This window comes from Microvirga sp. 2MCAF35 (assembly GCF_052115545.1).
Classification (GTDB): domain Bacteria; phylum Pseudomonadota; class Alphaproteobacteria; order Rhizobiales; family Beijerinckiaceae; genus Microvirga.
This window is the reverse complement of the sequence record NZ_JBFRGW010000043.1, coordinates 1-22,522: the sequence shown is the minus strand read 5'-3', so window position 1 is coordinate 22,522 and position 22,522 is coordinate 1. Positions and strand designations below refer to the sequence as shown.

General features: G+C 64.8%; 24 protein-coding genes and 1 tRNA gene. 11 read left to right on the top strand and 14 right to left on the bottom strand.

The window, feature by feature from the left end; translation table 11 throughout:
* Positions 1–7 precede the first annotated feature (7 nt).
* Complete coding sequence (locus AB4097_RS18100; RefSeq protein ID WP_442042092.1) at positions 8–472, bottom strand: CAP domain-containing protein; 465 nt, start codon at positions 470–472, stop codon at positions 8–10.
* Positions 473–625: 153 nt separating this feature from the next.
* Here AB4097_RS18100 and AB4097_RS18095 point away from each other — a divergent pair, with 153 nt between their 5' ends.
* Together AB4097_RS18095 and recQ are read left to right on the top strand one after the other, a co-directional pair.
* Entirely contained in the window at positions 626–1,897 is a 1,272-nt protein-coding gene (locus tag AB4097_RS18095) for an NAD(P)/FAD-dependent oxidoreductase (RefSeq protein ID WP_442042090.1), read from the top strand.
* Positions 1,894–3,696 (top strand): DNA helicase RecQ, encoded by a 1,803-nt coding sequence (gene recQ / locus AB4097_RS18090; protein WP_442042088.1) that lies wholly within the window; start codon positions 1,894–1,896, stop codon positions 3,694–3,696. The genes AB4097_RS18095 and recQ overlap by 4 nt, the downstream gene beginning before the upstream one ends.
* Positions 3,697–3,758: 62 nt before the next feature.
* On the opposite strand, the gene AB4097_RS18085 is transcribed toward recQ, so the two are convergent.
* The 4 genes from AB4097_RS18085 to AB4097_RS18070 all read right to left on the bottom strand — a co-directional run bounded on the left by AB4097_RS18085 (position 3,759) and on the right by AB4097_RS18070 (position 7,968).
* The gene (locus tag AB4097_RS18085; RefSeq protein ID WP_442042086.1) at positions 3,759–4,871 is read right to left on the bottom strand and encodes a Gfo/Idh/MocA family protein; all 1,113 of its coding nucleotides are present in this window, start codon (positions 4,869–4,871) and stop codon (positions 3,759–3,761) included.
* Between the two features lie 159 nt (positions 4,872–5,030).
* Positions 5,031–5,816 (bottom strand): ATP-binding cassette domain-containing protein, encoded by a 786-nt coding sequence (locus AB4097_RS18080; protein WP_442042084.1) that lies wholly within the window; start codon positions 5,814–5,816, stop codon positions 5,031–5,033.
* Positions 5,816–6,955 (bottom strand): ABC transporter permease, encoded by a 1,140-nt coding sequence (locus AB4097_RS18075; protein WP_442042082.1) that lies wholly within the window; start codon positions 6,953–6,955, stop codon positions 5,816–5,818. The genes AB4097_RS18080 and AB4097_RS18075 overlap by 1 nt, the downstream gene beginning before the upstream one ends.
* A 71-nt stretch (positions 6,956–7,026) precedes the next feature.
* The gene (locus tag AB4097_RS18070) at positions 7,027–7,968 is read right to left on the bottom strand and encodes a sugar ABC transporter substrate-binding protein (protein ID WP_442042080.1); all 942 of its coding nucleotides are present in this window, start codon (positions 7,966–7,968) and stop codon (positions 7,027–7,029) included.
* A gap of 280 nt (positions 7,969–8,248) precedes the next feature.
* On the opposite strand from AB4097_RS18070, the gene AB4097_RS18065 reads away from it, so the two are divergent.
* Positions 8,249–9,094, top strand: coding sequence for a MurR/RpiR family transcriptional regulator (locus AB4097_RS18065; RefSeq protein WP_442042078.1), 846 nt, complete (start codon positions 8,249–8,251; stop codon positions 9,092–9,094).
* 628 nt (positions 9,095–9,722) lie between these two features.
* Here the strand turns inward: AB4097_RS18065 and iolG are convergent.
* Complete coding sequence (gene iolG, locus AB4097_RS18060) at positions 9,723–10,712, bottom strand: inositol 2-dehydrogenase (protein WP_442042076.1); 990 nt, start codon at positions 10,710–10,712, stop codon at positions 9,723–9,725.
* A gap of 144 nt (positions 10,713–10,856) precedes the next feature.
* Between iolG and AB4097_RS18055 the strand changes: the two genes are divergently transcribed.
* The 6 genes from AB4097_RS18055 (at position 10,857) to AB4097_RS18030 (ending at position 17,153) form a co-directional block, all read left to right on the top strand.
* Complete coding sequence (locus AB4097_RS18055; protein ID WP_442042074.1) at positions 10,857–12,770, top strand: bifunctional 5-dehydro-2-deoxygluconokinase/5-dehydro-2-deoxyphosphogluconate aldolase; 1,914 nt, start codon at positions 10,857–10,859, stop codon at positions 12,768–12,770.
* 101 nt (positions 12,771–12,871) lie between these two features.
* Positions 12,872–14,719: a 3D-(3,5/4)-trihydroxycyclohexane-1,2-dione acylhydrolase (decyclizing) gene (gene iolD / locus AB4097_RS18050; RefSeq protein WP_442042072.1), complete on the top strand. Its 1,848-nt coding sequence runs from the start codon at positions 12,872–12,874 to the stop codon at positions 14,717–14,719.
* A gap of 22 nt (positions 14,720–14,741) precedes the next feature.
* A complete protein-coding gene (iolE, locus tag AB4097_RS18045; RefSeq protein WP_442042070.1) occupies positions 14,742–15,626 on the top strand; it encodes a myo-inosose-2 dehydratase in 885 nt (294 codons plus the stop codon).
* A gap of 12 nt (positions 15,627–15,638) precedes the next feature.
* Entirely contained in the window at positions 15,639–16,442 is an 804-nt protein-coding gene (gene iolB / locus AB4097_RS18040; protein WP_442042068.1) for a 5-deoxy-glucuronate isomerase, read from the top strand.
* Between the two features lie 155 nt (positions 16,443–16,597).
* Positions 16,598–16,795 carry a hypothetical protein gene (locus AB4097_RS18035; protein ID WP_442042066.1) on the top strand — a complete coding sequence of 66 codons (198 nt, stop codon included), beginning with the start codon at positions 16,598–16,600 and terminating at the stop codon, positions 16,793–16,795.
* 190 nt (positions 16,796–16,985) lie between these two features.
* Positions 16,986–17,153 (top strand): YqaE/Pmp3 family membrane protein, encoded by a 168-nt coding sequence (locus AB4097_RS18030; RefSeq protein WP_442042064.1) that lies wholly within the window; start codon positions 16,986–16,988, stop codon positions 17,151–17,153.
* Between the two features lie 42 nt (positions 17,154–17,195).
* Here AB4097_RS18030 and AB4097_RS18025 read toward each other — a convergent pair whose 3' ends face one another.
* The gene (locus AB4097_RS18025) at positions 17,196–17,582 is read right to left on the bottom strand and encodes a hypothetical protein (RefSeq protein WP_442042062.1); all 387 of its coding nucleotides are present in this window, start codon (positions 17,580–17,582) and stop codon (positions 17,196–17,198) included.
* A 243-nt stretch (positions 17,583–17,825) separates the two neighbouring features.
* Between AB4097_RS18025 and AB4097_RS18020 the strand changes: the two genes are divergently transcribed.
* Entirely contained in the window at positions 17,826–18,011 is a 186-nt protein-coding gene (locus AB4097_RS18020; RefSeq protein WP_442042060.1) for a hypothetical protein, read from the top strand.
* Positions 18,012–18,022: 11 nt separating this feature from the next.
* Here AB4097_RS18020 and AB4097_RS18015 read toward each other — a convergent pair.
* The 3 genes from AB4097_RS18015 to AB4097_RS18005 form a co-directional block, all read right to left on the bottom strand.
* Positions 18,023–18,099 (bottom strand) — tRNA-Arg (locus tag AB4097_RS18015).
* Between the two features lie 172 nt (positions 18,100–18,271).
* Complete coding sequence (locus AB4097_RS18010; protein ID WP_442042058.1) at positions 18,272–18,952, bottom strand: TerC family protein; 681 nt, start codon at positions 18,950–18,952, stop codon at positions 18,272–18,274.
* A 190-nt stretch (positions 18,953–19,142) separates the two neighbouring features.
* The gene (locus AB4097_RS18005) at positions 19,143–19,484 is read right to left on the bottom strand and encodes a hypothetical protein (protein ID WP_442042056.1); all 342 of its coding nucleotides are present in this window, start codon (positions 19,482–19,484) and stop codon (positions 19,143–19,145) included.
* Between the two features lie 212 nt (positions 19,485–19,696).
* Between AB4097_RS18005 and AB4097_RS18000 the strand changes: the two genes are divergently transcribed.
* Complete coding sequence (locus AB4097_RS18000) at positions 19,697–20,116, top strand: nuclear transport factor 2 family protein (RefSeq protein WP_442042054.1); 420 nt, start codon at positions 19,697–19,699, stop codon at positions 20,114–20,116.
* Positions 20,117–20,255: 139 nt separating this feature from the next.
* Here the strand turns inward: AB4097_RS18000 and AB4097_RS17995 are convergent, their stop codons facing one another.
* The 4 genes from AB4097_RS17995 to AB4097_RS17980 form a co-directional block, all read right to left on the bottom strand.
* Positions 20,256–21,008 (bottom strand): pseudouridine synthase, encoded by a 753-nt coding sequence (locus AB4097_RS17995; RefSeq protein WP_442042052.1) that lies wholly within the window; start codon positions 21,006–21,008, stop codon positions 20,256–20,258.
* The gene (locus tag AB4097_RS17990) at positions 21,005–21,871 is read right to left on the bottom strand and encodes a class I SAM-dependent methyltransferase (RefSeq protein WP_442042050.1); all 867 of its coding nucleotides are present in this window, start codon (positions 21,869–21,871) and stop codon (positions 21,005–21,007) included. Before AB4097_RS17990 ends, AB4097_RS17995 begins: the two co-directional genes overlap by 4 nt.
* A gap of 109 nt (positions 21,872–21,980) precedes the next feature.
* A complete protein-coding gene (locus AB4097_RS17985; protein ID WP_442042048.1) occupies positions 21,981–22,199 on the bottom strand; it encodes a hypothetical protein in 219 nt (72 codons plus the stop codon).
* Between the two features lie 86 nt (positions 22,200–22,285).
* Positions 22,286–22,495, bottom strand: a complete 210-nt coding sequence (locus tag AB4097_RS17980) for a cold-shock protein (RefSeq protein WP_009763033.1) — start codon at positions 22,493–22,495, stop codon at positions 22,286–22,288.
* Positions 22,496–22,522 lie beyond the last annotated feature (27 nt).

Here is a 22,522-nt window from a genome sequence, read left to right as displayed (position 1 = left end):
GCCCAGGTTATTGCCCGAGAACGAGCGCCCAGTAGCGGCCGTAGCGGTTGTTCGCATCGGCGCGGGCGAGCCCGATCTTGCGGGCCTGGGGCATCAGGAGATTGCTGTTGTGGCCGGGCGAGGCCTTCCAGCGGCCGATGGCGCCGTCCACCGTGTCGGACCCGGCCGAAAGGTTCTCGGCCGAATAGCCGATGACGCCGTACTCGTTCATGCGGCTGACGAAGCTGCCATGGCTGAGCTGGCCTGCCGCCGCCACGGTCCGGGCCTGATGTTCGGCGGCCTTGTTCAGGGTCGAGTCCACGCTCACCGGGCTCAGGCCCTTCGACACCCGGTAGGCCGAGATCAGCCGGGCAGCCTCGGTGGCGTCGCGCGTGGAACTCGCCAGGACGGTATCCTTGGGGGTGAGGGCCAGATCGCCCGCGCAGCCGGCCAGCCCCAGGGCAACCAGGCCCGAGATCAAAAGAGCACGCATCGAAAATCCCCTTCGGGCGGCGTTCGAGCGCCGCTCCCCTTGCAAAAACAGCCTGTGGCGTTCATGTGCTTCAAGCCATGAACCCGATGACGCTGAATGCCATGTTGAAGCGTGAGGGTCCAGATTCCACACCCTCCCGCGTCAGCTGACCGCATGTCCTCATCCTCCTCCTCTCTCGAAGTCGCCATCGTCGGCGGCGGGCCCGCCGGCCTGATCGCCGCGGAGGTGCTGGCGCGCGCGGGCCTCACGGTCACCGTCTACGACCGGATGCAGTCGGTCGGGCGAAAGCTCCTCATGGCGGGACGAGGCGGCCTGAACCTGACCCATTCGGAAGAGTTCGAGCGCTTCGTCGCCCGCTATGCTGAGGCCCAGCCTCGGTTGCGTCCATTCATCGAGGCTTTCCGTCCCGAGGATCTGCGCGCCTGGTGCGAGGGGCTTGGGCAGGAGACCTTCGTGGGCTCGAGCGGGCGCGTCTTCCCCCGCGCCTTCAAGGCCTCTCCCCTCCTGCGGGCTTGGCTGTCCCGGCTCGAGAATCTCGGCGTCCGCTTCGCGCTCCGCCATCGCTGGCAGGGCTGGGACGAGGACGGCCACCTGATCTTCACCGACCCGACCGGCCAGCCGGTTCGGGCCAAGCCCGCTGCCGCCATCCTGGCGCTCGGCGGCGCGAGCTGGCCCCGGCTCGGTTCCGATGGGAGCTGGGCGGAGCTTCTCGCTCAACGCGGCATCGCGGTTTTGCCCCTGCGGCCCGCCAATATGGGTTTCACTCTTCCCTGGTCGGAGATCATGCGCAGCCGCTTCGAAGGTGAGCCCCTCAAGCGAATCGCCCTGACCTTCGAGGGCCGAACCGTGAAGGGCGAGGCCATCGTGACGGCGGACGGGATCGAGGGCGGAGCGGTCTATGCTCTTTCGTCCGTGCTTCGCGACGCCATCGACCGGACAGGCAGCGCCACGCTGCATCTGGACCTGCGGCCGGATCTGTCCGAGGACGCCCTCGCCAAGCGCCTGAGCGCTCCGCGAAAGGGCCAGTCCGCCTCCACGTTCCTGCGCAAGAGCGCCGGTCTCAGCCCCGTCGGGATCGCCCTGCTCCGGGAGGCCTCGCCGTCCCTTCCCGCCGAACCCGATACCCTTGCCCGCCTGATCAAGGCCGTGCCCCTGACGCTGACGGGCATGAAATCCCTGGACCGCGCCATCTCCAGCGCCGGGGGCGTGCCGTTCACGGAACTGGACGACCACCTGATGCTCAAACGGATGCCGGGCGTGTTTCTGGCCGGCGAGATGCTGGACTGGGAAGCACCGACCGGCGGCTACCTGCTCCAGGCGACCTTCGCCACCGGGATCGCCGCAGCAAGAGGGGTGCTGGCCTCGTGGCAGATTCCCGATGACGCATTGACCTTGAATCCGTCATCGGCCACACGGCATCCGTGATCGACCCCGCTCAGATTCTCCACGACGTTTTCGGCTTCCCCTCCTTTCGCGAAGGACAGGAGGAGATCGTGCGCGCGGTGCTGGCCGGCGAGAACGTTCTCGCCGTCATGCCGACCGGCGCCGGCAAGTCCCTGTGCTATCAGCTGCCGACGCTGGCCCGCGAAGGCCTGACCGTCGTGGTCTCACCCCTCATCGCCCTCATGCGCGATCAGGTGGCGGCTCTACGCCATTTCGGCGTCGAGGCGGGCAGTCTCAACTCCGCCAACGATTCGGACGAGAACCGCCGCGTGGTGGACGCGGTGCGCGAGGGGCGGATGCGCCTTCTCTACGCCTCACCGGAACGGCTGGCGAATACCGGCACGACCGAATGGCTCGGGCGGGCCGGCGTGAACATGCTCGCCATCGACGAGGCCCATTGCGTCTCGCAATGGGGTCACGACTTCCGGCCCGAATACGCCATGCTCGGCGAGGTGCGCCAGCGGCTGGGCAACGTGCAGACCATCGCGCTCACCGCGACCGCCGATGTGGCGACGCGCGGCGACATCATGCATCGCCTCTTCGAGGAGGAGCCGCGCCTCTTCATCCATGGCTTCGACCGGCCGAACCTGCGCCTGGCCATGCAGGCGAAGGAGCATTCGCGGCGCCAGCTCTTCTCCTTCCTCGACAAGCACCGGCACGAGAGCGGCATCGTCTATTGCTCATCGCGCGACGCTACCGAGAAGCTCGCGGATTCCTTGAGCCAGGCCGGCTACCGTGCCATGCCCTATCATGCGGGCATGCCTCAAGCGGAGCGCGCCAAGAACCAGGACATCTTCCTGCAGGAGGACGGGGTGGTGATGGTGGCGACCGTCGCCTTCGGCATGGGGATCGACAAGCCCGACGTGCGATTCGTCGCCCATGCGGCCCTGCCGAAATCCATCGAGGCCTACTACCAGGAGATCGGCCGCGCGGGCCGCGACGGCGCCCCCGCCGACACGCTCACGCTCTATGGCCTCGACGACATGCGCCTGCGCCGGTTGCAGATCGAGCAGAGCGAGGCTTCCGACGAGCAGAAGCGCGTGGAGCGCCAGCGCCTCAATGCGCTCGTGGCACTGTGCGAGGCCCCGCGCTGCCGCCGCCAGACCCTGCTCGCCTATTTCGGCGAGAGCACCGAACCGTGCGGGAACTGCGACCTGTGCATCGACGGCGTCATGTCCTTCGACGGCACCATCGAGGCGCAGAAGCTTCTCTCGGCCATCGTGCGCACCGGCGAGCGTTTCGGCACCGAACATCTCATCAGCATCCTCGTGGGCGAGGAGACCGATTCCATCCGCCGCTTCGGCCACGACAAGCTGAAGACCTTCGGCGTGGGCAACGACCGCTCGAAGACCGAATGGCGCTCGCTCCTGCGGCAGATCTATGCGGCCGGCCTCGTCGGCCTGGAACTGGCGGAATACGGCCGCTGGACGCTCACCGATAAGGGCGTCGCCGTCCTCAAGGGACAGGAGCGGATCGAACTGCGCTCCGACGTTCTCATGAAGCCCTCCGAGCGCCGCCGCAGGCGCAGCCGCATGGAAGCGGAATCGGTGGTCCCGTCCGACGATCCTCTGCTCCTCGACCTGAAAGGGCTGCGCACGCGCCTTGCCAAAGAAGAGAGCGTGCCGGCCTACGTGATCTTCTCCGACCGCAGCCTCATCGACATGGCGGCCAAGCGCCCGACCACCGTGCGCGCCTTCGGCGAAGTCCACGGCGTGGGGCAGGCCAAGCTCGACCGCTATGCGGACGCTTTTCTCGAGGTGCTGAAGGCGCACGCGGCTTAACAGCATACACATGCTGTCATCCCGGACGCAGCGCAGCGAAGATCCGGGATCACGCGGGATGGTCACACCTCCACCCACCGCCCCTCATGCGCGCTTCTCGCAATCGCATCCACCGTCCGCTCGATGCGAATGCCGTCCTCGAACGTGATCAGATGAGCGGCATCGCCATGGATGCGGCGGATCAGTTCGCGGCACTCGACGATCTTCAGGTCGTTGAAGCCGAGCCCATGCCCCGGCGCGGGAATGAATTTGTCATAAGGCGGATGATGCGGGGAAGCGAGAATGGTGCGGAACCCTTGCGTCTCCTTCCCTCCGTCGGCCGTGTAGAGCTGGACCTCGTTCATCCGCTCCTGGTCGTACACGATGCTGCCCTTCGAGCCGAAGAGCTGAAGGAAGATGCGCCCCTTGCGGCCCCAGGCCGAGCGATTGAGCGCGATCAAGCCCGATGCGCCGTTCTCGAGCTCGATCAGCGTGGTGGCGATGTCATAGGTTTCGACCGCACGACGGCCGCCGTTCTTTAGCGGGCGATCCGGGTAGGGCTTGGCCATGTGACCGCAGACGCGCCGCACACCGCCGAAGAGGGCCCAGATCAGGCTCAAGGGATGGACACCAAAATCATCGAGCGCCCCATGGCCGGAGGTTGCCTCGCTCTTCCAGGTGAAGAGCTCCTCCGGATCCGCCATGAAGTCCTCGTCCATCTCGATGCGGACATGATTGACCGTGCCGGTGCGATCCTCGTCGATCAGGTGGCGGATCAGGCGCACGATGGGGTTCTGGATGTAGTTGTAGCCAAGCGCCGCGACCTTGCCCGAGGCGCGGGCGGCGGCGAGCATCCGCACCGCATCAGGCAGGCGCGTCGCCATCGGTTTCTCGCACCAGACATGCTTGCCTGCCTCCAGAGCTGCAATCGCCATGTCGGGATGGAAGGCATTGGGCGTGGTGATCGACACCACATCGACGTCGGGATCCGTGACGAGGGAGCGCCAGTCGCCGGTCGCGCGCGCAAAGCCGAGTTCCTGCGCTTTGCGCTCTGCGAGGTTCTGAGAGGCTTCGGCCAACACCGCAAGGCGTGGGCGAGGAACGTCACCGAAGACGGCGGCGACGGCGTTCCAGGCCAGCGCGTGGCACTTGCCCATATAGCCGGTGCCGATGAGGCCGATGCCGAGTGAAGTCATGCGTTGGGTTCCTCATACGATGAACAAAATTCTCGACCTCATCCTGAGGAGGTCGCGCAGCGACCGTCTCGAAGGAGGATCCAGAGAGCACTGGAGGCTCCTTCGAGACGCAGACTTCGCCTGCTCCTCAGGATGAGGTCGAGAGAAGTGAGGCGACGACTACACCATCCCGCCGAGTTCCTCCGACACGGCCTGCAATTCCTTGCCGCCGGCCATGAGGTTCTGCAGCTCTTCGATCTGGATCGCGGATTTCTTGTAGGTGCCCAGGGTCTTGCCGCGGTTGAGCACCGTGAAGCGGTCGCCCACCGCATAGGCGTGGCGCACGTTGTGCGTGATGAAGATCACGCCGAGGCCCTTCTGCCGAACCTGGTGGATGTATTTCAGCACCATGGAGGTCTGCGCCACGCCGAGCGCGGAAGTCGGCTCGTCGAGGATCAGGACCTTGGCACCGAAATAAACCGCGCGGGCGATCGCCACGCATTGACGCTCGCCGCCGGAGAGCGTGCCCACCGCCTGATGCGGATCGCGCACGTCGATGCCGATCTTGTGCATCTCCTCGCGGGTGACGTCGTCGCAATGGTCGAAATCGACGTTGCGGAACGGCCAGATCCCCTTCACCGGCTCGCGGCCCATGAAGAAGTTGCGCGTGACCGACATGAGCGGGATCATCGCGAGGTCCTGATAGACCGTCGCGATGCCCGCATCGAGCGCATCGCGCGGGCTGGTGAAGGCGACCGGCTGGCCTTCCACGAAGAACTCGCCCGATGTCGGCCTGTGCACACCGGCCAGGGTCTTGATCAGCGTCGACTTGCCGGCGCCGTTGTCGCCGAGCAGGCACATGACCTCGCCGCGATGCACGACAAGCGACACGCCCGAGAGCGCGATGACCGAGCCGAAATGCTTGACGAGGTTGCGGATGTCGATGAGAGGCGTTTCGGTGTCCATCAGCGTTCTCCCGTCACTTTGCGCCGGATGAAGTTGTTGAACAGCACCGCGAGCAGCAGCATGGCGCCGAGGAAGACCTGGAACCAGTCGGAATCGAACCGCGTATAGGTGAGCCCGATGGACACCATGCCGAAGATGATGGCGCCGAAGAACGCGCCGATGGCCGAGCCGTAGCCGCCGGTGAGCAGGCAGCCGCCGATCACCGCCGCGATGATGGCCTCGAACTCCTTCTGGAAGCCGCGCCGCGCATCCGTCGAGCCCGCATCGAGCACGGTCAGGATGGCGACCAGCGCCGCCGCACAGGCGGTGAGCATGAAGAGACTGGTCTTGACCCGGTCCACCGGCACGCCGGAATTGCGCGCCGCATTGGCGTCGCCGCCGGCCGCGAAGATCCAGTTGCCGGCGCGCGTGCGCAGGAGAAGCCAAGTCGCGACGAGCGCGAAGAGAATGAACCAGACGATGGAGATCGGCATTCCCGTCACGGTCGGCGTGCCATTCGGGAACTTGGCGATGATGTCGTGCGCCGCAAGCCAAGAGAACACACCCTCGAAGGCAACGCCCGAGAAGAGTTCGCGGACGAGGCCCTCGCCTGCCTGATCGCCGATGCCGCGCATCTGCGTCGAGCCGCCGGTGGCCCATTTCAGCCCGACGAGGGAGAGGCCGCGCAGGATGAACAGGAAGGCGAGCGTGACGATAAAGGATGGGAGTCGCGTGCGGATCACCATCTGGCCGTTCAACGCGCCGAGCACGGCCGCCACGACCAAGGTCGCCGCGATGGCAACCAGGAGCGGCCAGCCGCTGATCGTGATGAAGGCGCCGAAGACGAGACCGGTGAAGGCCACCATCGAGCCGATGGAGAGATCGAACTCGCCGCCGATCATCAGCAGGGCCGCCGCGATGGCAAGGATGCCGAGCTGCGACGCGGGCGAGAGGATGTTCATGATGCCCGCCAGCGTGAACATGGACGCATCGGCGGTGGAGAGAAAAAAGATCGTCACGAGGACGAGGCCGGCAAGAGCCCCGAGTTCGGGCCGCCGCATGATCTTGGTGAGGAGGGAGACCTCGCGCAGGCGCTCGTCCTGGATCTTTTCGACGGGAGCCGGAGACAGGTTTGCGGTCGGCTGGGTGGTATTCACCATGGGAGCCTCCCCGAATGAATGTATCAATGAAGGAGCCCGCGACCGGCATGGTCGCGGGCTCGGTTATTATCCTAGCGAATGCCCTTGGCCGACAGATCGATCACCTGACTGGCCTTTTCCTTGGTGATCAGGTTCGGGCCCGAGGCCACGTCGCCGCCGGGCATCAGGCCGTACTTGGCGTAATTGGCCAGGAACACCACCGGCAGGTAACCCTGGAGATATTGCTGCTGGTCAATGGCAAACACCGCCTCGCCGTTCGCCACCGACTTGAGGAAGCCGGCCGACATGTCGAACGTGGCGACGCGGATGGCGCCTGTCTTGCCGGACTCCTTCACGGCGGCAACCGAGGGCTCGCCCGCCGTGCCTGCGCCGAGCGCCAGGATCGTATCGACCGATCCATCGGCGGCAACTGCCGCTTTCACCTTGGCGCGCACATCGGCCGGATCGTTCGTGACCGGCAGCACCGTCACCTTGCCGCCGAAGCCTTCCGTGAAGCCCTTGCAGCGCAGGTCGAGCGACACGTTGCCGACCTCCTGATTGACGCACAGGCCGACCTTGCCGCCCATCTCCTTGAGCTTGGCGCCGGCGATGCGCCCGGCCACGACCTCGTCCTGGCCTACATGGAGCAGCGCGCCGAGCTTCTTCGACACGTCGGAGCCGGAATTCATGGAGATCACCGGAATGCCGGCGGCCACCGCCTTCTGGATCGACGGGCCGAGCGCCGAGGCATCGGGAATCGAGACGATCAGGCCGGCCGGCTTCTGGTTCACGGCCGCGTCGATGAGCTGGCTCATGGCGACCATGTCGAAGGTCTCGGGCGCCCGGTAATCGACCTGGACCTTCATGTCCTGGCCGCCCGCCGCCACGCCATTTTTGACCACCGACCAGAACGGATCGTTGGCCTGCCCGTGGCTGACGACGATGATGCGGGTATTCTGCTGCGCCGCGACCGGAGCGGCGGTGGCAAGAGTCAGGGCCGCTGCCGCGGCCAGACCGGTAACAAACGCTTTCATGCTCTTCCTCCCAGATGATTCTCACGCGCGCGTCGCAACGCCTGTGCGCTGCGGCGAACGCCGCGGCCTTGCCGCTTGCCTCAAAGGGCAGAGAGAAACAAATGAGCCGAAAGGCGAATCACCGTCTTTACAGCGTTCCCTCTGCCGATCCGATCGTCCGCCTGACTAAACGGAACGTCAGAACCTTTTTGTTTCTATATTGGAATTTTTATTCCATTTTTGTAGGATCGGGTCAAGGCCGATCTGATATCTGAGGCCGGCCGTGGAGACAGAGGACAGCATGGGCAGCGCGGAAGCGGTCGTGACGGACATTCCCGAGGATTTTGATAGTCTTCGCACGCTCCTGCTCCGCCGCCGCGAGGCGATGCCGAAGCGACTAAAGCAGATCGCCGCCTTCGCGCTCGAACATCCCGAGGACATGGCTTTCGGTACAGTAGCGGGAATTGCCGAGCACGCCGGGGTGCAGCCTTCAACCTTGGTGCGCTTCGCCAAGAGCCTCGGCTATGACGGCTTCTCCCACCTGCAGCAGATTTTTCGCGATCGCCTGCGGGAGCGCTTCCCGGACTACCGCGAGCGCCTGAAGGTTCTGCGCGATGCCGAGGGGCATCACGTTCACGCCGTGTCCCTGCTCGAAGGATTCACCCATGCGGCCGCCGTTTCCCTGGAGCGGATGCAGGCTTCGGTGCGTCCCGAGGAATTGTCCCGTGCCATCGAAACCCTGGCGAAGGCCGATACGATCTATCTCCTCGGCGCCCGGCGAGTGTTCCCGGTCATCGCCTATTGCGCCTATGCCTTCGGCAAGCTCGGCGTGCGCGCCATCCTCATCGACCATGTGGGCCAGCTCGGCCCCGAGCAGCTCGCCATCGCGTCCAAGCGCGACGCGGTGCTCGCCATCAGCTTCACGCCCTATGCGCCCGTGACGGCCGAACTCGCGGCGGCGGCCGCGCAGCGCGACGTGCCGGTGGTGGCCATCACGGATTCGGCCTTCAGCCCGCTCGTGACCAATGCCGATGTCTGGCTCGAGGTCGCGGAGGCGGATTTCGGCGCCTTCCGGTCGCTCTCCGCTTCGTTCGCGTTGGCGATGGCGCTGGCCGTAGGCACGGCGGAGAAGCGTGCGGAGGGGTAATCAGGGACGTCCCGGCCGGCGCGCTTGGAAGAACGCCCCGTCTCTCCCCCTCCCGAACAGGCGGCGGCCATCCACGTCTTCTCTCCCAAACCCTCCGGCCTCATCCTGAGGAGGTCACTGACGTGACCTCCTCAGGATGAGGCCGGAGGGTAAGAGCGATGGTATGTTCTCACTTTGTTCTTGACAGATGCTGCAACCTTGGCTATATCATTGCACAGCCTGATCCAACGAGGGGCGCGCTTCGCGAGGCGTCGCAAGTTGTGGGATCCGGCACGGTCCTGTCCGCCGGTCACGCAGCCGGCGCCAGGAGGCCCTTGGCAGCCCTGTGCTGGTCCAAGTCTAAACGCCTAAAAGAACCGTGCGTGACGAGCAGTTCGGCTCTTCCATTCACCCTTAGATATCGAGCCGGGCTGCCACTCGCGCCACCCTCGAACCCTAAAGGCTCGCAGCGCAAGCTGCGAGCCCCAAGGTGCTGGCTCTTTGACACGGACGCACCCGCCATGGCCGTCCCCCGACTTGATCCGAGGATCGTCCGGCCCTCCAGATAGGAAAGGCGCCGTGCTCTTCAGAATTGAGATCACAGGCACCGATCCCCGGATCAAGTCCGGGGAGGCGATGACGTGTTGGCTTACAGCCGCACCGGCTTCCCGCTCTTCGCCGATTCCGTCGCAGCATCGGCCAGACGCTGAGCCATGAGTCCGTCGCGGCCCGTCGGGTTGCACGGCTTGCCGTCGCGGATGGCGTTCAGGAACGTGGTCAGCTCATCGCGATAAGCATCCGCATAGCGCTCCAGGAAGAAATCCTGCACCGGATCTGCCGTGATGCCTGCGGCATTCGCCACCTCGACCGTCGTGCGATGGATGTTGCCCGCGCGGATCATGCCCTTGGAGCCATGGACCTCGACGCGCTGGTCGTAGCCATAGGTGGCGCGTCGGGAATTGGAGATTTGCACGATCCTGCCCTTGGAGGTCTTCAGCATCACGGCAGCCGTGTCCACGTCGCCGGCCTGCCCGATCGCCGGATCGACCAGGGATGACCCGACCGCATGGACCTCCACGGGTTCGTCGCCCAACAGCAGGAAGCGGGCCATGTCGAGATCGTGGATCATCATGTCCCGGAACAGGCCGCCGGAGGTGGCGATGTAGCTCACCGGCGGAGGACCGGGATCGCGAGAGAGGATCGTGACGAGTTCCACCTCGCCCACCTCACCGGCGGCGAGGCGGCGGCGGAGTGCCGCGAAATTCGGATCGAAGCGGCGGTTGAAGCCGATCATCAGCGGCGTGCCGGCCTTCTCGACCGTGGCGAGACAGGCCTCGATGCGCGCGCTCGACAGGTCTACCGGCTTCTCGCAGAAGACCGCCTTGCCGGCGCGGGCGCCGCGCTCGATGAGATCCGCATGCGTCGTGGTCGGTGTGCAGATGAGGATGGCGTCCACATCGGAGCGCTCGACGATCTCGTCCAGCGACGCGACTTCGGCGCCCGTCGCGGCCGCCAGCTCCTGCGCGGCCGGCTGATGCGGGTCGGCCACCGCCACGAGGCGGGCATCGGGATGGCTGGCGGCGTTGCGGCCGTGGATGCGACCGATGCGGCCGGCGCCCAGAACAGCGATTCTGATCATGTTTCCCCCTGGTCCTTTGCCGGCTCACGGCAAATTTGGAATTGATATTCCAGTATGAGATGCTAATAGAATAAACGTTCTACAACAGCAAGAGCCAACCGCGGCTCGCACACGGTTTACAAGGCCGGGAGCGGGAGGAATAGCATGAAGCCAGCCCTGGATGTGATCACCATTGGCCGCGCCTCGGTCGATCTCTACGGCCAGCAGGTGGGCGGGCGGCTGGAGGACATGGCGTCGTTCTCCAAAGCCGTCGGCGGCTGCCCGGCCAACATCGCCATCGGCACGGCGCGGCTCGGCCTGAAATCGGGACTCGTGACCCGGGTGGGCGACGAGTCCATGGGCCGCTTCATCCGCGAGCAGATGGAGCGCGAGGGTGTCGCCACTGAAGGAATCGTCACCGACAGGGAGCGCCTGACCGCCCTCGTGATCCTGGGCGTCAGGGATGAGGATTCCTTCCCGCTGATCTTCTATCGCGACAACTGCGCCGATATGGCGCTCCATGAGAGCGACATCGACGAAGGCTTCATCGCCTCCGCCGCCGCCATCGTGGTGACGGGCACACATTTTTCACGTGAAACGACCGCCGCCGCCCAGAAGAAGGCGATCCGTATCGCCAAGGCGAACGGCCGCAAGGTGGTGTTCGACGTGGATTACCGCCCCAACCTCTGGGGCCTTCTCGGCCATGGCGCGGGCGACTCGCGCTATGTGCGGTCCGATACCGTGACCGAGCATCTCAAACCCATCCTGGCCGACTGCGACCTCGTCGTCGGCACCGAGGAGGAACTGCACATCGCCGGCGGGTCCGAGGACACGCTCGCGGCCATCAGGGCCATCAGGGCGATCTCGAAGGCCACCATCGTGTGCAAGCGCGGCCCCATGGGCTGCGTGGTGTTTCCCGGCGCCATTCCGGGTTCGCTGGATGAAGGCGTGAAGGGACCCGGCTTCCCGGTCGAGGTCTTCAACGTGTTGGGAGCGGGCGATGCGTTCCTGTCCGGGTTCCTGCGCGGATGGCTTAAGGATGAAAAGCTCGAAACCTGCTGCGCCTATGCGAATGCGAGCGGCGCCTTCGCGGTCTCGCGCCTGCTCTGCTCGCCGGAGATCCCGACCTTCCCGGAGCTGCAGCACTTCCTGAAAGAAGGCAGCCGTCACAAGGCGCTGCGCTTCGACGAGGATATCAACCACATCCATTGGTCGACCACCCGCCGCCCCGCCTCCGACACGCTGATGGCGCTCGCCATCGATCACCGCATGCAGCTTGAGGTGATGGCGAAGGAAGTGGGCGCCTCCATCGACCGCATCCCCGATTTCAAGGTGCTCGCCGTTAAGGCCGCAGCGCAAGTGGCGGATGGCCGTGAAGGCTTCGGCATGCTGATCGACGGCACCTATGGCCGCGAAGCCCTGTTCCGTGCCGCCGATCATCCGTTCTGGATCGGCCGCCCCGTCGAGCTTCCGGGCTCGCGCCCGCTCGACTTCGAAGGCGGCGGCAGCATCGGCGCGAAGCTGGTGGAATGGCCGGTGGGCCACACCATCAAGTGCCTGTGCTTCTACCATCCGGACGATTCGCCGGAGCTGAAGACGCGCCAGGAGCGCGAGCTGCTGCGCATTCACGACGCAGCGCGGCGCATCGGCCGGGAACTGCTGGTGGAGATCATCGCGGGCAAGCATGGGTCGCTTGGGGTCGACACGGTTGCGGGCATCCTGCAGCGCCTCTACGATCTCGGCATCAAGCCCGATTGGTGGAAGCTCGAGCCGCAGCGCGATGAAGCGGCGTGGCATGCCATCGGGGCCGTGATCGCGAAGAACGATCCCTATTGCCGCGGCATCGTGCTGCTCGGCCTTGAAGCGCCTGAGAACGAACTCGAGGCGGCGTTTGCCGCGGCCGCGAAGGAACCGCAGGTGAAGGGCTTCGCAGTCGGCCGCACGATCTTCAACGATGCCGCGCGGCGCTGGCTGAAAGGCGAGATTTCCGACGAGGCCGCGATTGCCGACATGGCGGGCCGCTTCCAGCGCCTCGTCGATGCCTGGCAGCGTGTATCCGGCCGCGACGAGGCCGCCTAAGACGAAGGGCGGAGCCGATCCCCGGCTTCACCCTCTTTTCATGATCGACAAAACCTGAGAACGCTGCCGAGGTCATTCGGCGCATTTTGCGAGAAACGCCCATGAGCACGATCCGCCTCACCATGGCGCAAGCCATCGCCCGGTTCCTCATCGCGCAGAAGACGGAGATCGACGGCCAAGTCCTGCCGCTCTTCGGAGGCGTGTGGGCCATCTTCGGCCATGGCAACGTGGCCGGGATGGGCGAGGCCCTGCACGGCGTGCGGGACCAGCTTCCGACCTACCGCGCCCATAACGAGCAGGGCATGGCCCATGCGGCCGTGGCCTTCGCCAAGGCCTCGCGCCGCCGCCGCATGATGGCCTGCACCACCTCCATCGGCCCGGGTGCCACCAACATGGTGACGGCCGCAGCCGTGGCGCATGTGAACCGCCTGCCCGTGCTGCTGCTCCCGGGTGACGTGTTCGCCAACCGCAGGCCCGATCCGGTGCTGCAGCAGATCGAGAGCTTTTCCGACGGCACGGTGTCGGCGAACGACTGCTTTAGGCCCGTCTCCCGCTATTTCGACCGCATCATGCGACCCGAGCAGATCATCCCGGCCCTCCAGCGCGCCATGACCGTGCTCACGGATCCTGCTGAATGCGGTCCGGTGACGCTTGCGCTCTGCCAGGACACGCAGGCCGAAGCCTACGATTATCCCGAGAGCTTCTTTGCGGAAAAGATCTGGACCTCGCGCCGGATCCGCCCGGACGAGACGGAACTTGCCGAGGCCGCCGACTTGATCCGCAAGGCGAAGAAGCCCTTCATCGTCGCGGGCGGCGGCGTGCTCTATTCGAATGCCGAGAAGGCCCTGGCCGATTTTGCCGAGAAGCACGGCCTCTCCGTCGGTGAAACGCAGGCCGGCAAGTCGAGCCTGCCCCACGACCACGCGGCCTGCCTCGGAGCCGTCGGCGTCACCGGCACGGGCGCTGCCAATGCGTTCGCCGAAGAGGCTGACGTGGTGATCGCCGTGGGGACACGCCTGCAGGATTTCACCACCGGCTCATGGGCCCTGTTCAAGAACCCCGACCGGCGCATCGTCGGCCTCAACGTGCAGACCTTCGATGCGGCCAAGCACAACGCGGTTCCGCTCGTGGCGGACGCCCGTGTCGGTCTCGAGGAATTGAGCCGCGCCCTCGGCACCTGGAAGGCTCCGGAGTCCTGGACGGCGAAGGCGCGGGACGAGAAGGCGCGCTGGTTCGAAACAGCCGCGCGCTATACGGACCCGACCAATGCGGAACTTCCCTCCGACGCGCAGGTGATCGGCGCAGTGCAGCGCACCTCCTCGACCACCGACGTGGTGGTGTGCGCGGCCGGCGGTCTGCCGGGTGAGCTGCACAAGCATTGGAAGGCGAGCACGGCTTTGGGCTACCACATGGAATACGGCTATTCCTGCATGGGCTACGAGATTGCCGGCGGTCTCGGCGTGAAGATGGCCGATCCGTCCCGCGAGGTCATCGTGATGGTGGGCGACGGCTCCTATCTCATGATGAATTCAGAGCTCGCCAGCTCCGTGATGCTGGGACAGAAGCTCACCATCGTGCTCCTCGACAATCGCGGCTACGGCTGCATCAACCGCCTGCAGCGCGCCACCGGCGGTGAGAGCTTCAACAACCTGCTGCAGCATACGAACCATGTGACGCTACCCGACATCGACTTCGCCGCCCATGCGGCAAGCCTCGGCGCGCGATCCATGAAGGTGAAGAGCATCGCGGAGCTCGAGGATGCGCTGCGGAAGGCACGCAGCGCCGAGCGCAGCACCGTCATCGTCATCGACACCGACCCTCTCGTGTCGACCGATGCCGGCGGCCATTGGTGGGATGTGGCGGTGCCGGAAGTCTCGGTGCGCGAGCAGGTGAAGACGGCCCGCAAGGATTACGAAACGGCCCTCGCCGCGCAGCGCGTGGGCGATTGATCAGGACAGAAGGAACAACAACATGACAATCCGCATCGGGGCCAATCCCATCGGCTGGTCCAACGACGACATGATCGAGCTCGGCGGCGAGACGCCGCTGGAGGTCTGCTTGGCCGAGGCCAAGGAGGCTGGCTTCGAGGGCATGGAGCTCGGCAACAAGTTCCCGCGCGAGCCGGAAGCACTCAAGAAGGCGCTCGCGCCCTTCAACATGGCCTGCGTGTCCGGCTGGTATTCCGCCGAATTGCTGAAGCGCGATGCGGATGCCGAGATGAAGGCCCTGCGGCCGCATCTCGATCTCCTGAAGGCCATGGGCTCGAACGTACTCGTCTTCGCCGAGACCTCGAACGCCATCCATGGCGACCGTTCCAAGCCCCTGTCACAGCGTCCCGTCATGCAGGCCGGCGACTGGGCCGAGTTCGGCCGCCGCATCACCCAGGTGGCCGAGCGCACCCTCCAGGAGGGCGTGCGCGTGGTGTACCATCACCATATGGGCACCATCGTGGAATCCGAGGCCGATATCGATGCCTTCATGCGCTCCACGGGCGAGGCCGTTCATCTCCTGCTCGATACCGGCCACGCCACTTGGGGCGGCGCCGATCCCGCGGCCCTCGCCCGCCGCTATCGCAGCCGCATCAGCCACGTGCATACGAAGGACGTGCGCAAAGCTGTGATGGAGAAGTCGAAAGCTGAAGGCTGGAGCTTCCTCGATTCCGTCATCGAAGGCGTTTACACGGTACCAGGCGACGGCATGGTGGATTTCGTCTCCGTATTCAAGGAACTGCCGGGCTACAGCGGCTGGGTGGTGATCGAGGCGGAGCAGGATCCCAAGAAGGCCCATCCGCTCACCTATGCCAAGATGGGCTACGCCAATCTCACCCGGTATCTCAAGGAAGCCGGCCTGCGTTAAGGAGCCTGTGCGATGTCGAAGCTTCTCGTCAAACCGTCGAAGCCCGATCCGACCGGGCGCATCCACGCGATTACGCCCGAATCGGCGAGTTGGACCTATGTGGGCTTCGAGGTCTACCGGCTTACAAGCGGGCAGTCCCTGAGGCAGCAGACGGAGAACCGGGAGGCCTGCATCGTGCTGCTCTCGGGCAAGGCGCGTGTGGCGGCCTCAGGCCAGGATTTCGGCGTGATCGGCGGCCGCACCTCGCCGTTCGAGCCGGACCCATGGTCGCTCTATGCGCCCGCCCGCTCCGAATGGTCCTTGGAGGCGCAGACCGATTGCGAGATCGCCGTCTGCACCGCGCCGGCCGAGGGCAGGCTTCCGGCCCGCGTGATCGGTCCGGACCAGGTTGGCCAGGAATCCCGCGGCCAAGGCACCAACACGCGCCATGTGCGCAACATCCTGCCGGAAACGGAGCCGGCGGAAAGCCTGCTCGTGGTCGAGGTCATCACGCCGTCCGGCCATTGGTCGAGCTATCCGCCGCACAAGCACGATCGGGACATGCTGCCGAACGAGTCGCTTCTGGAAGAGACCTATTACCACCGGCTCAACCCGCCATCGGGCTTCGCGCTCCAGCGGGTCTACACGGACGACCGCTCCCTCGACGAGACGCTGGCCGCGAGCGACGGCGACGTGGTTTTGGTGCCGAAGGGCTACCATCCCGTCGGCGCCCCTCACGGTTACGACCTCTATTACCTTAACGTGATGGCCGGCCCGAAGCGGATTTGGAAATTCCACAACGATCCAGATCACGAATGGATGCTTGCGAAAGCTTGATCCCGCGGGCTCCATCAGGCATGAGCGGGATGGAACTTTCTTCAGAGACTCGGACGTGAACCAGAACTCAAGTCCGAGCTTCTGAATTTATGGTCTCGCATCTTCTCACGCAAAAACCGGCTCCCACTTTTTACGTTCGACGCTTGAGAGACTCTATGATCTGGTCCGACCTCGCCGGGCGCATCTTCAAGACCGCAATCGCGCTCGTCAGCGCGGTCGTGATGGATTACGCGTTCCTGAACGGGCGCATGACGCGCCAGGCCGTGACGGGTATCGAGCATATGACGGCCGACGCGCCGGTCCTCATCGACCGGCTCGTCGCAAGCATCCCCAACATCAAGTGGGACCGTTGAAGGCGTCCTGATGATTCAGGCGCCCGTCACCTTCAGCGGCCAGGAGGACTGCTCTTTAATCTGGATCATCAGACGATCACGAACATCCCGCTCCGGGAGCCACATCGAGATCTCGTAACAGGCCTACTCTTTGGAACGGAACGGCCACGGTCCCGTTCATCCCATGGTCTCACCTAGTGCCGTCGGTCTCATGGCAAATCTTCTACGCATCCTGCTCGCCATCCTGCTTCCGCCGGTCGGCGTCTTCTTCACCGTCGGCTTGGGCGGACAATTCTGGCTCAACATTCTCCTGACGTTCCTGGGCTATATTCCAGGTATCGTTCATGCGGTCTGGATCATTGCACGGCAGCCGCGTTGAGAGAGGGCAGGATCCTCCCGAGGATCAGGAGGCATAATTCCTCTACCGGGCTCCTTGCTCGATGGCCCGGTCCACACGGCCAGGCCGTGGCCGCTCCACGGGCCAGCCATATCCATATCTACGGCGCTGATAGTACCGGTTTCCGTAGTGGCGGTTTCCATAGTACCGGTTCGGCGCGTAGCGATAAGCACGATGGGATCGACCGTAGCGATGGCGCGGAGGGACATACGCTCTGCGGCGCACGGTCCTGACATTCTGGTAGGCGTCACCGCCCGGCCCGTACCAGGCCGGTCCGTAAGGTCCATTCACCATGCCGTTGCGCCATGTCCCGGTGCTTTCACCGGCCTGTGCGGGAAGCGAAGCGAGCGTGGCCGCGCCGGAAAGAGCCAGGGCCAGAACACAGGTCTTCAGAATACGCGAAGAAAACATTGCACTCTCCGGCTGGTTACGATCTTGGACAACGTTCCCATACCCAGCCGCGTTCCCGGCAAAGCCCTGCGCGGCATGCGTCGGGAAGTAAAAACGCGATGATATCGACCTATGTCCGCATTCCGCTTTCAAGATGGTGCTGCAGCGCACGTGAGGCGATGAGATGCGAGAACGGAGAGGCGCCTGGAACGTTCATGTCTTGCGTACGGCATTGCAGCACGCAAGACCGAAAGGCTACGCTCAATGACCGTTCTCGATCCCATTTCCGGTAAGCAGGTCGCGATCGACCTGTCCGAGAAGCCGCACAAGTCGCACGGAGTTACGCTCCCTGATGAGGAAGCCTCACTGCTCTGCCGGGAAACACCGGCCGCCTGCAAACCGGAACCGGATGGTGGAACTCGGTCGCAGGAAGAACCTGACAATTGCTGATTAGGGAAAATTGGCGCACCCGACACGATTCGAACGTGTGACCTTTGCCTTCGGAGGGCAACGCTCTATCCAGCTGAGCTACGGGTGCTTGCGGCGATGGGCCTGTTTCTTCCCTACCCGATTACAGGCGGCAGGGCAACCTCTGCCGACGAGAGATCGCGGCCATCGCCTTGTCGGGACGGCCGCGTCTCATTCAGATCACCCCTGACCGGAATAAGGGCAAAGCCCTCACCGTTCAGAAGGAACGAACCCTCTCGCTTTTAAGCCTCGTCCGTTGCGGCTCGCTGCCGCGTGACGTAGCCGATGGCGAGCACAAGGGCGGCCCCGACGATGGCGATGGGGATTTCCGCCTTGTGGCTGAGTTCCTGGCCGAGCCGCCCGACCAGCCAGGGATCGGAGATCAGCATCTCCCCGGCAACCCAGCCCAGAAGCGCCGCTCCGGCCCACACGAGCAGGGGAATCCGGTCCAGAAGCTTCATGATGAGGGCCGCGCCGGCCACGATGAGCGGAATGGAGATGGCAAGGCCGATGACGAGCAGCACGGTGGAATCCTGCGCCACTGCGGCAATGGCCAGGACATTGTCGAGGCTCATGACGGCATCGGCGACCACGACGGTCCAGACCGCATGCCAGAGGCGATCGGTTTCCTTCACGCCTCCCTCGTCGTCGTCGCCGTGCAGGAGCTTTACGGCGATCCAGAGCAGGAGAAGACCGCCGACGATCTTCAGGAAGGGCGTCGTCAGAAGCGCCGCGACAACGATCGTGAAGATGACGCGCAGCGCAACTGCGACACCGGCGCCGAGCACCATGCCGATCCGGCGCTTGTCTTCCGGCAGGCCGCGGCAGGCCAGCGCAATGACGACGGCATTGTCTCCGGACAGGATGATGTTGATCCAGATGATGCCGAGGAGTTTGATGATTTGTGGGAAAAGGGCTTCCATAACGGGTAACTTGATTGGCGTTCGAGACGAACAGCGACCGGAGCTTGCTTGAAAGTCCGGCAACGGCCGGATGACGCCAGGCACAGCGGCTCAAAATCGTTCGCGAGAGACAGAAGTGGCGCCGGCTTCGGCGCGCGACATGACCCGCCCGCAGCATTCGAAACGACACTTCGGACCGGGTTGACCTGAGCTAGAGGCGCGGGGGTCCCGTCGCGCGCAAGGAACCCAGGAGGACGATGTTGCCGGACTGCGGAGACGTGATGCGGATGCCCTGTCCCGTCAGGTTTCTCGAAGAGGCGATGCTCCAAGGACAGAGGGCGTCGGGACCGTCCGCACCATCCCTCCACGCCCCCGGACCGGCCTCCCCGTCCGCTTCGCCGCCGTCGGACAGAGCCGAGAGCGAAAGGGTTTCTTCCAACTGGATGAGGAAGGAGGCCTCGGAATTCGCATGGTCGACGGCCGGGAGCCACGCAAGCAGGATCAGCCCGAGCAGCGCCTGCACGAAGGGAAGTGAAATGCGGGGTCGGGCCAATGCTCTGTCCATCCGAGCGAAAGGGGCTCCAAGGCAGCGAACCTTTCCCTCCCTAACCCGACCGGCGGCCTTAGGGCAACCTGAGCAGGAGCATCGAAGCCCACTTCGAGGGAATACCCGATGCTCCAAATAGATATTGTGCAGGCTATAGATCGTGCTTCACCATTCCGTTGGGGCAAATCGCTCAAGGTCGCTTTCCATAGGAGAGCTCAATGGCAGCCCAGAACGATCCTGTTTCCATTCTCCGCGAAACCTATGCCCGATGGGTCGACACCAGAGGCAGCGACTGCGAATGCTGGATGGACATCATTGCAGACGATGTCTCTCTCGGCTCGCTCGCCGAAGGGGCGCCGGAAGTTCCCTTCACCATGCGCCGGAGCAGCAAGTCCGGGGTGCGCGCCTACCTGGAAGATCTCATGCGTGATTGGGAGATGATCTCCCACAGCATGAACGAGTTCATCGCCCAGGGCGACCGGGTGGCCGTGGTCGGGCGGGCAGTCTGGCGTCACAAGGGGACCGGCAAGGTGGCGGACACGCGGAAGGTCGACATCTGGCACTTCCATAACGGCAAGGCGGTCGATTTCGAGGAGTTTTACGACACCGCCGGGCTCATTTCCGCCGCGACGCCGTAGAGAACGCATTGAAGCATTGGACTCAAAAGCGGAATCCACTTTTCCGCACGATGCTCTAATCGTTTGTTTTTCGCATCTTTCCACGCAAAACCGGTTGCCACTTTTGCGCTCGATGCTCTAGCCGCCGGCTCCGGAAAGCTCATGCCCCTGTCGCAAGGGATGGCAGGAGGAGGGCGAGATCGGCCTCGCCGAGCAGGCGGTATTGTCCCGGCCCGAGATCCTCCGGCAGGTTCAGGCCGCCGATCCGGTCGCGATGCAGGGCCGCGACGTGGTTGCCGAGTGCCGCGAACATGCGCCGGACCTGATGATATCGGCCTTCCGTCAGGGTCAGGTAGGCGCTGGTCTCGGAAATCACCTCCATCCGGGCCGGCAGGAGCGGCTTGTCCTCGCTCTCGAGCATCAGCGTCCCGGACGCGAAGATCTCCGCCTCGTCCCCGCGCAAGGGACGTTCGAGATCGACCCGGTAGCGTTTGGAAATATTGGCGCGGGGCGAGATGACCCGGTGCAGCAGGTTGCCGTCGTCGGTCATGAGCAGCAGACCCGACGTGTCCTTGTCGAGCCGCCCGATGGTCGAGATGGCCGGGTCGCGCCGGCGCCACCGGTCAGGAAGCAGCCCATAGACCAGAGGACCGGCCTCCTTGTGCGAGCAGGTGACGCCCAGCGGCTTGTGCAGCATCAGGGCCAAACCGGGGGGAGGATCGAGGGGCTTGCCCTGGATGCGCATCCTCTCCGAGAGGTCGCGGGTCACGGCAATGCGCCGATCGGCGTCCTCGACCTCGGCCCCGTCCAGCGTGACGAGACCCGCGTTGACCAGGGACTGCACCTCACGGCGCGAGCCGTAGCCCATATTGGCGAGGAGACGATCGAGGCGAAGCGTCGGGACCTTGCTCATTTCACGGCCTCGTAGATCTTGTACCCGCTGGCTTCGACCTTCGGCGTGACCCGCTTGAACAGGCTCTTCAGCACGGCCTCGTAGGGCAGGTGACGATTGGCGACGAGCCAGAGGACGCCGCCCGGTCGGAGGGCCTCCGCGGCCCGGCGGATGAACGCCTGGCCCAGGCTCTGGTCCTCGGCGCCGCCGTCGTGGAAGGGCGGGTTCATCACCACGAAATCGAGCCCCTTCAATCCGGTGCCGCTGCGGATATCGGCCCAGCGCGGCTCCGCCCGCGGGTCGCTGATGTTGCGCGCCGCCATGTCGATGGCGCGGCGGTCGATGTCGATCATGGCGAGATGCTCGACCTTGGGCGAGGCGAGGATCGCGCGGGCGAGAATGCCGATGCCGCAGCCGAAATCCGCCCCGCGGCCGCTCAAGGCGGGCAGGCTCTGCTCCAGCAGGGCGCTGCCGGGATCGAGGCGATTCCAGCTGAAGACGCCGGGCCAAGTCCAGAAGCCCAGGGCCTCGTCCATTCGAGGGCCGCCCTCGCTCAGGGCCTCATCGAGGCCGGCAGGAAGGGGCGGCCGCACGCAGGTGCAGATGCGGTGATGGCGGCGGGAGGCCTCGGCGGCATCGCATCCGAACGCCTTGAGCTCCTTGGCGATCCGCGAGCCGCCCTTGTCCTTTGGCGCGAGGACCGTCAGGGATCCGCCGGGCGCAAGCGCCCGCAAGGCCAAGGCGATGGTGTAGCGCCGCTCCACCGTGCCGGGTGGTGCCAGCACGACCATGGTGCCGAGAGCCCCCTCCTCCTGCCCTTCCAAAGGTTCGGAACCAGGGATCAAGGGCGAGAACTGAATGGCCCCATGCGGGGTCTCGGCCAACTCGGCCGGTGGCGTCCCGTAGACGCCGCTTGGTTTTATGTCTTGCAAAGTGACTGAGCCCACGCTGAACGCAGGCGTTCTTATTATGCCGCGACGCGGAAGGTAAGTCTCAATGGTCTTGCCTGGCCTGCTTTGCACCGGCCGCGCGGATTTCCGATTCTCCGACCGCACGCTGGGCACCGCTCAGGGTATCGCGAATCCGATAGCCCAGCTCGCCGCTGCTGTTCTCCGGCATCAGGCGGACGACTTCATAGGTCCCGCTCGTGCGATCGGCGAAATGGGCGGCAGCGGCATGAACCAGCTGGCCCATGGAATATTTGTGACTCACGAGAAACTCCTTGGATAGAAAGCAAAAAGCCGCCCTCGAGGGGCGGCTTCGAGACGCGGCGCGGGGCCGGGCCTGTTCAAGCGACGTTACGCCGTTTGAATGTTGTTGACGGCGACCTTGCCGGAGCGGCGGTCCTCGGCGGTGTCGAAGGAGACCTTCTGGCCTTCGCGCAGGCCGCGGATGCCGGCGCGCTCGAGCGCGGTGGCGTGGACGAACACGTCCTTGCTGCCATCGTCCGGCTGGATGAAGCCGAAGCCCTTTTGATCGTTGTAGAATTTCACGGTGCCCGAAATCATGGGAATATCCTTGGTTAGGCTAGCTAT

Coding starts and splice junctions, on each gene's coding strand:
- AB4097_RS18100 (WP_442042092.1), bottom strand. CDS start 472: ATGCGTGCTCTTTTGATCTCGGGCCTGGTTGCCCTGGGGCTGGCCGGC.
- AB4097_RS18095 (WP_442042090.1), top strand. CDS start 626: ATGTCCTCATCCTCCTCCTCTCTCGAAGTCGCCATCGTCGGCGGCGGG.
- AB4097_RS18085 (WP_442042086.1), bottom strand. CDS start 4,871: ATGACTTCACTCGGCATCGGCCTCATCGGCACCGGCTATATGGGCAAG.
- AB4097_RS18080 (WP_442042084.1), bottom strand. CDS start 5,816: ATGGACACCGAAACGCCTCTCATCGACATCCGCAACCTCGTCAAGCAT.
- AB4097_RS18075 (WP_442042082.1), bottom strand. CDS start 6,955: ATGGTGAATACCACCCAGCCGACCGCAAACCTGTCTCCGGCTCCCGTC.
- AB4097_RS18070 (WP_442042080.1), bottom strand. CDS start 7,968: ATGAAAGCGTTTGTTACCGGTCTGGCCGCGGCAGCGGCCCTGACTCTT.
- AB4097_RS18065 (WP_442042078.1), top strand. CDS start 8,249: ATGGGCAGCGCGGAAGCGGTCGTGACGGACATTCCCGAGGATTTTGAT.
- iolG (WP_442042076.1), bottom strand. CDS start 10,712: ATGATCAGAATCGCTGTTCTGGGCGCCGGCCGCATCGGTCGCATCCAC.
- AB4097_RS18055 (WP_442042074.1), top strand. CDS start 10,857: ATGAAGCCAGCCCTGGATGTGATCACCATTGGCCGCGCCTCGGTCGAT.
- iolD (WP_442042072.1), top strand. CDS start 12,872: ATGAGCACGATCCGCCTCACCATGGCGCAAGCCATCGCCCGGTTCCTC.
- iolE (WP_442042070.1), top strand. CDS start 14,742: ATGACAATCCGCATCGGGGCCAATCCCATCGGCTGGTCCAACGACGAC.
- iolB (WP_442042068.1), top strand. CDS start 15,639: ATGTCGAAGCTTCTCGTCAAACCGTCGAAGCCCGATCCGACCGGGCGC.
- AB4097_RS18035 (WP_442042066.1), top strand. CDS start 16,598: ATGATCTGGTCCGACCTCGCCGGGCGCATCTTCAAGACCGCAATCGCG.
- AB4097_RS18030 (WP_442042064.1), top strand. CDS start 16,986: ATGGCAAATCTTCTACGCATCCTGCTCGCCATCCTGCTTCCGCCGGTC.
- AB4097_RS18025 (WP_442042062.1), bottom strand. CDS start 17,582: ATGTTTTCTTCGCGTATTCTGAAGACCTGTGTTCTGGCCCTGGCTCTT.
- AB4097_RS18020 (WP_442042060.1), top strand. CDS start 17,826: ATGACCGTTCTCGATCCCATTTCCGGTAAGCAGGTCGCGATCGACCTG.
- AB4097_RS18010 (WP_442042058.1), bottom strand. CDS start 18,952: ATGGAAGCCCTTTTCCCACAAATCATCAAACTCCTCGGCATCATCTGG.
- AB4097_RS18000 (WP_442042054.1), top strand. CDS start 19,697: ATGGCAGCCCAGAACGATCCTGTTTCCATTCTCCGCGAAACCTATGCC.
- AB4097_RS17995 (WP_442042052.1), bottom strand. CDS start 21,008: ATGAGCAAGGTCCCGACGCTTCGCCTCGATCGTCTCCTCGCCAATATG.
- AB4097_RS17980 (WP_009763033.1), bottom strand. CDS start 22,495: ATGATTTCGGGCACCGTGAAATTCTACAACGATCAAAAGGGCTTCGGC.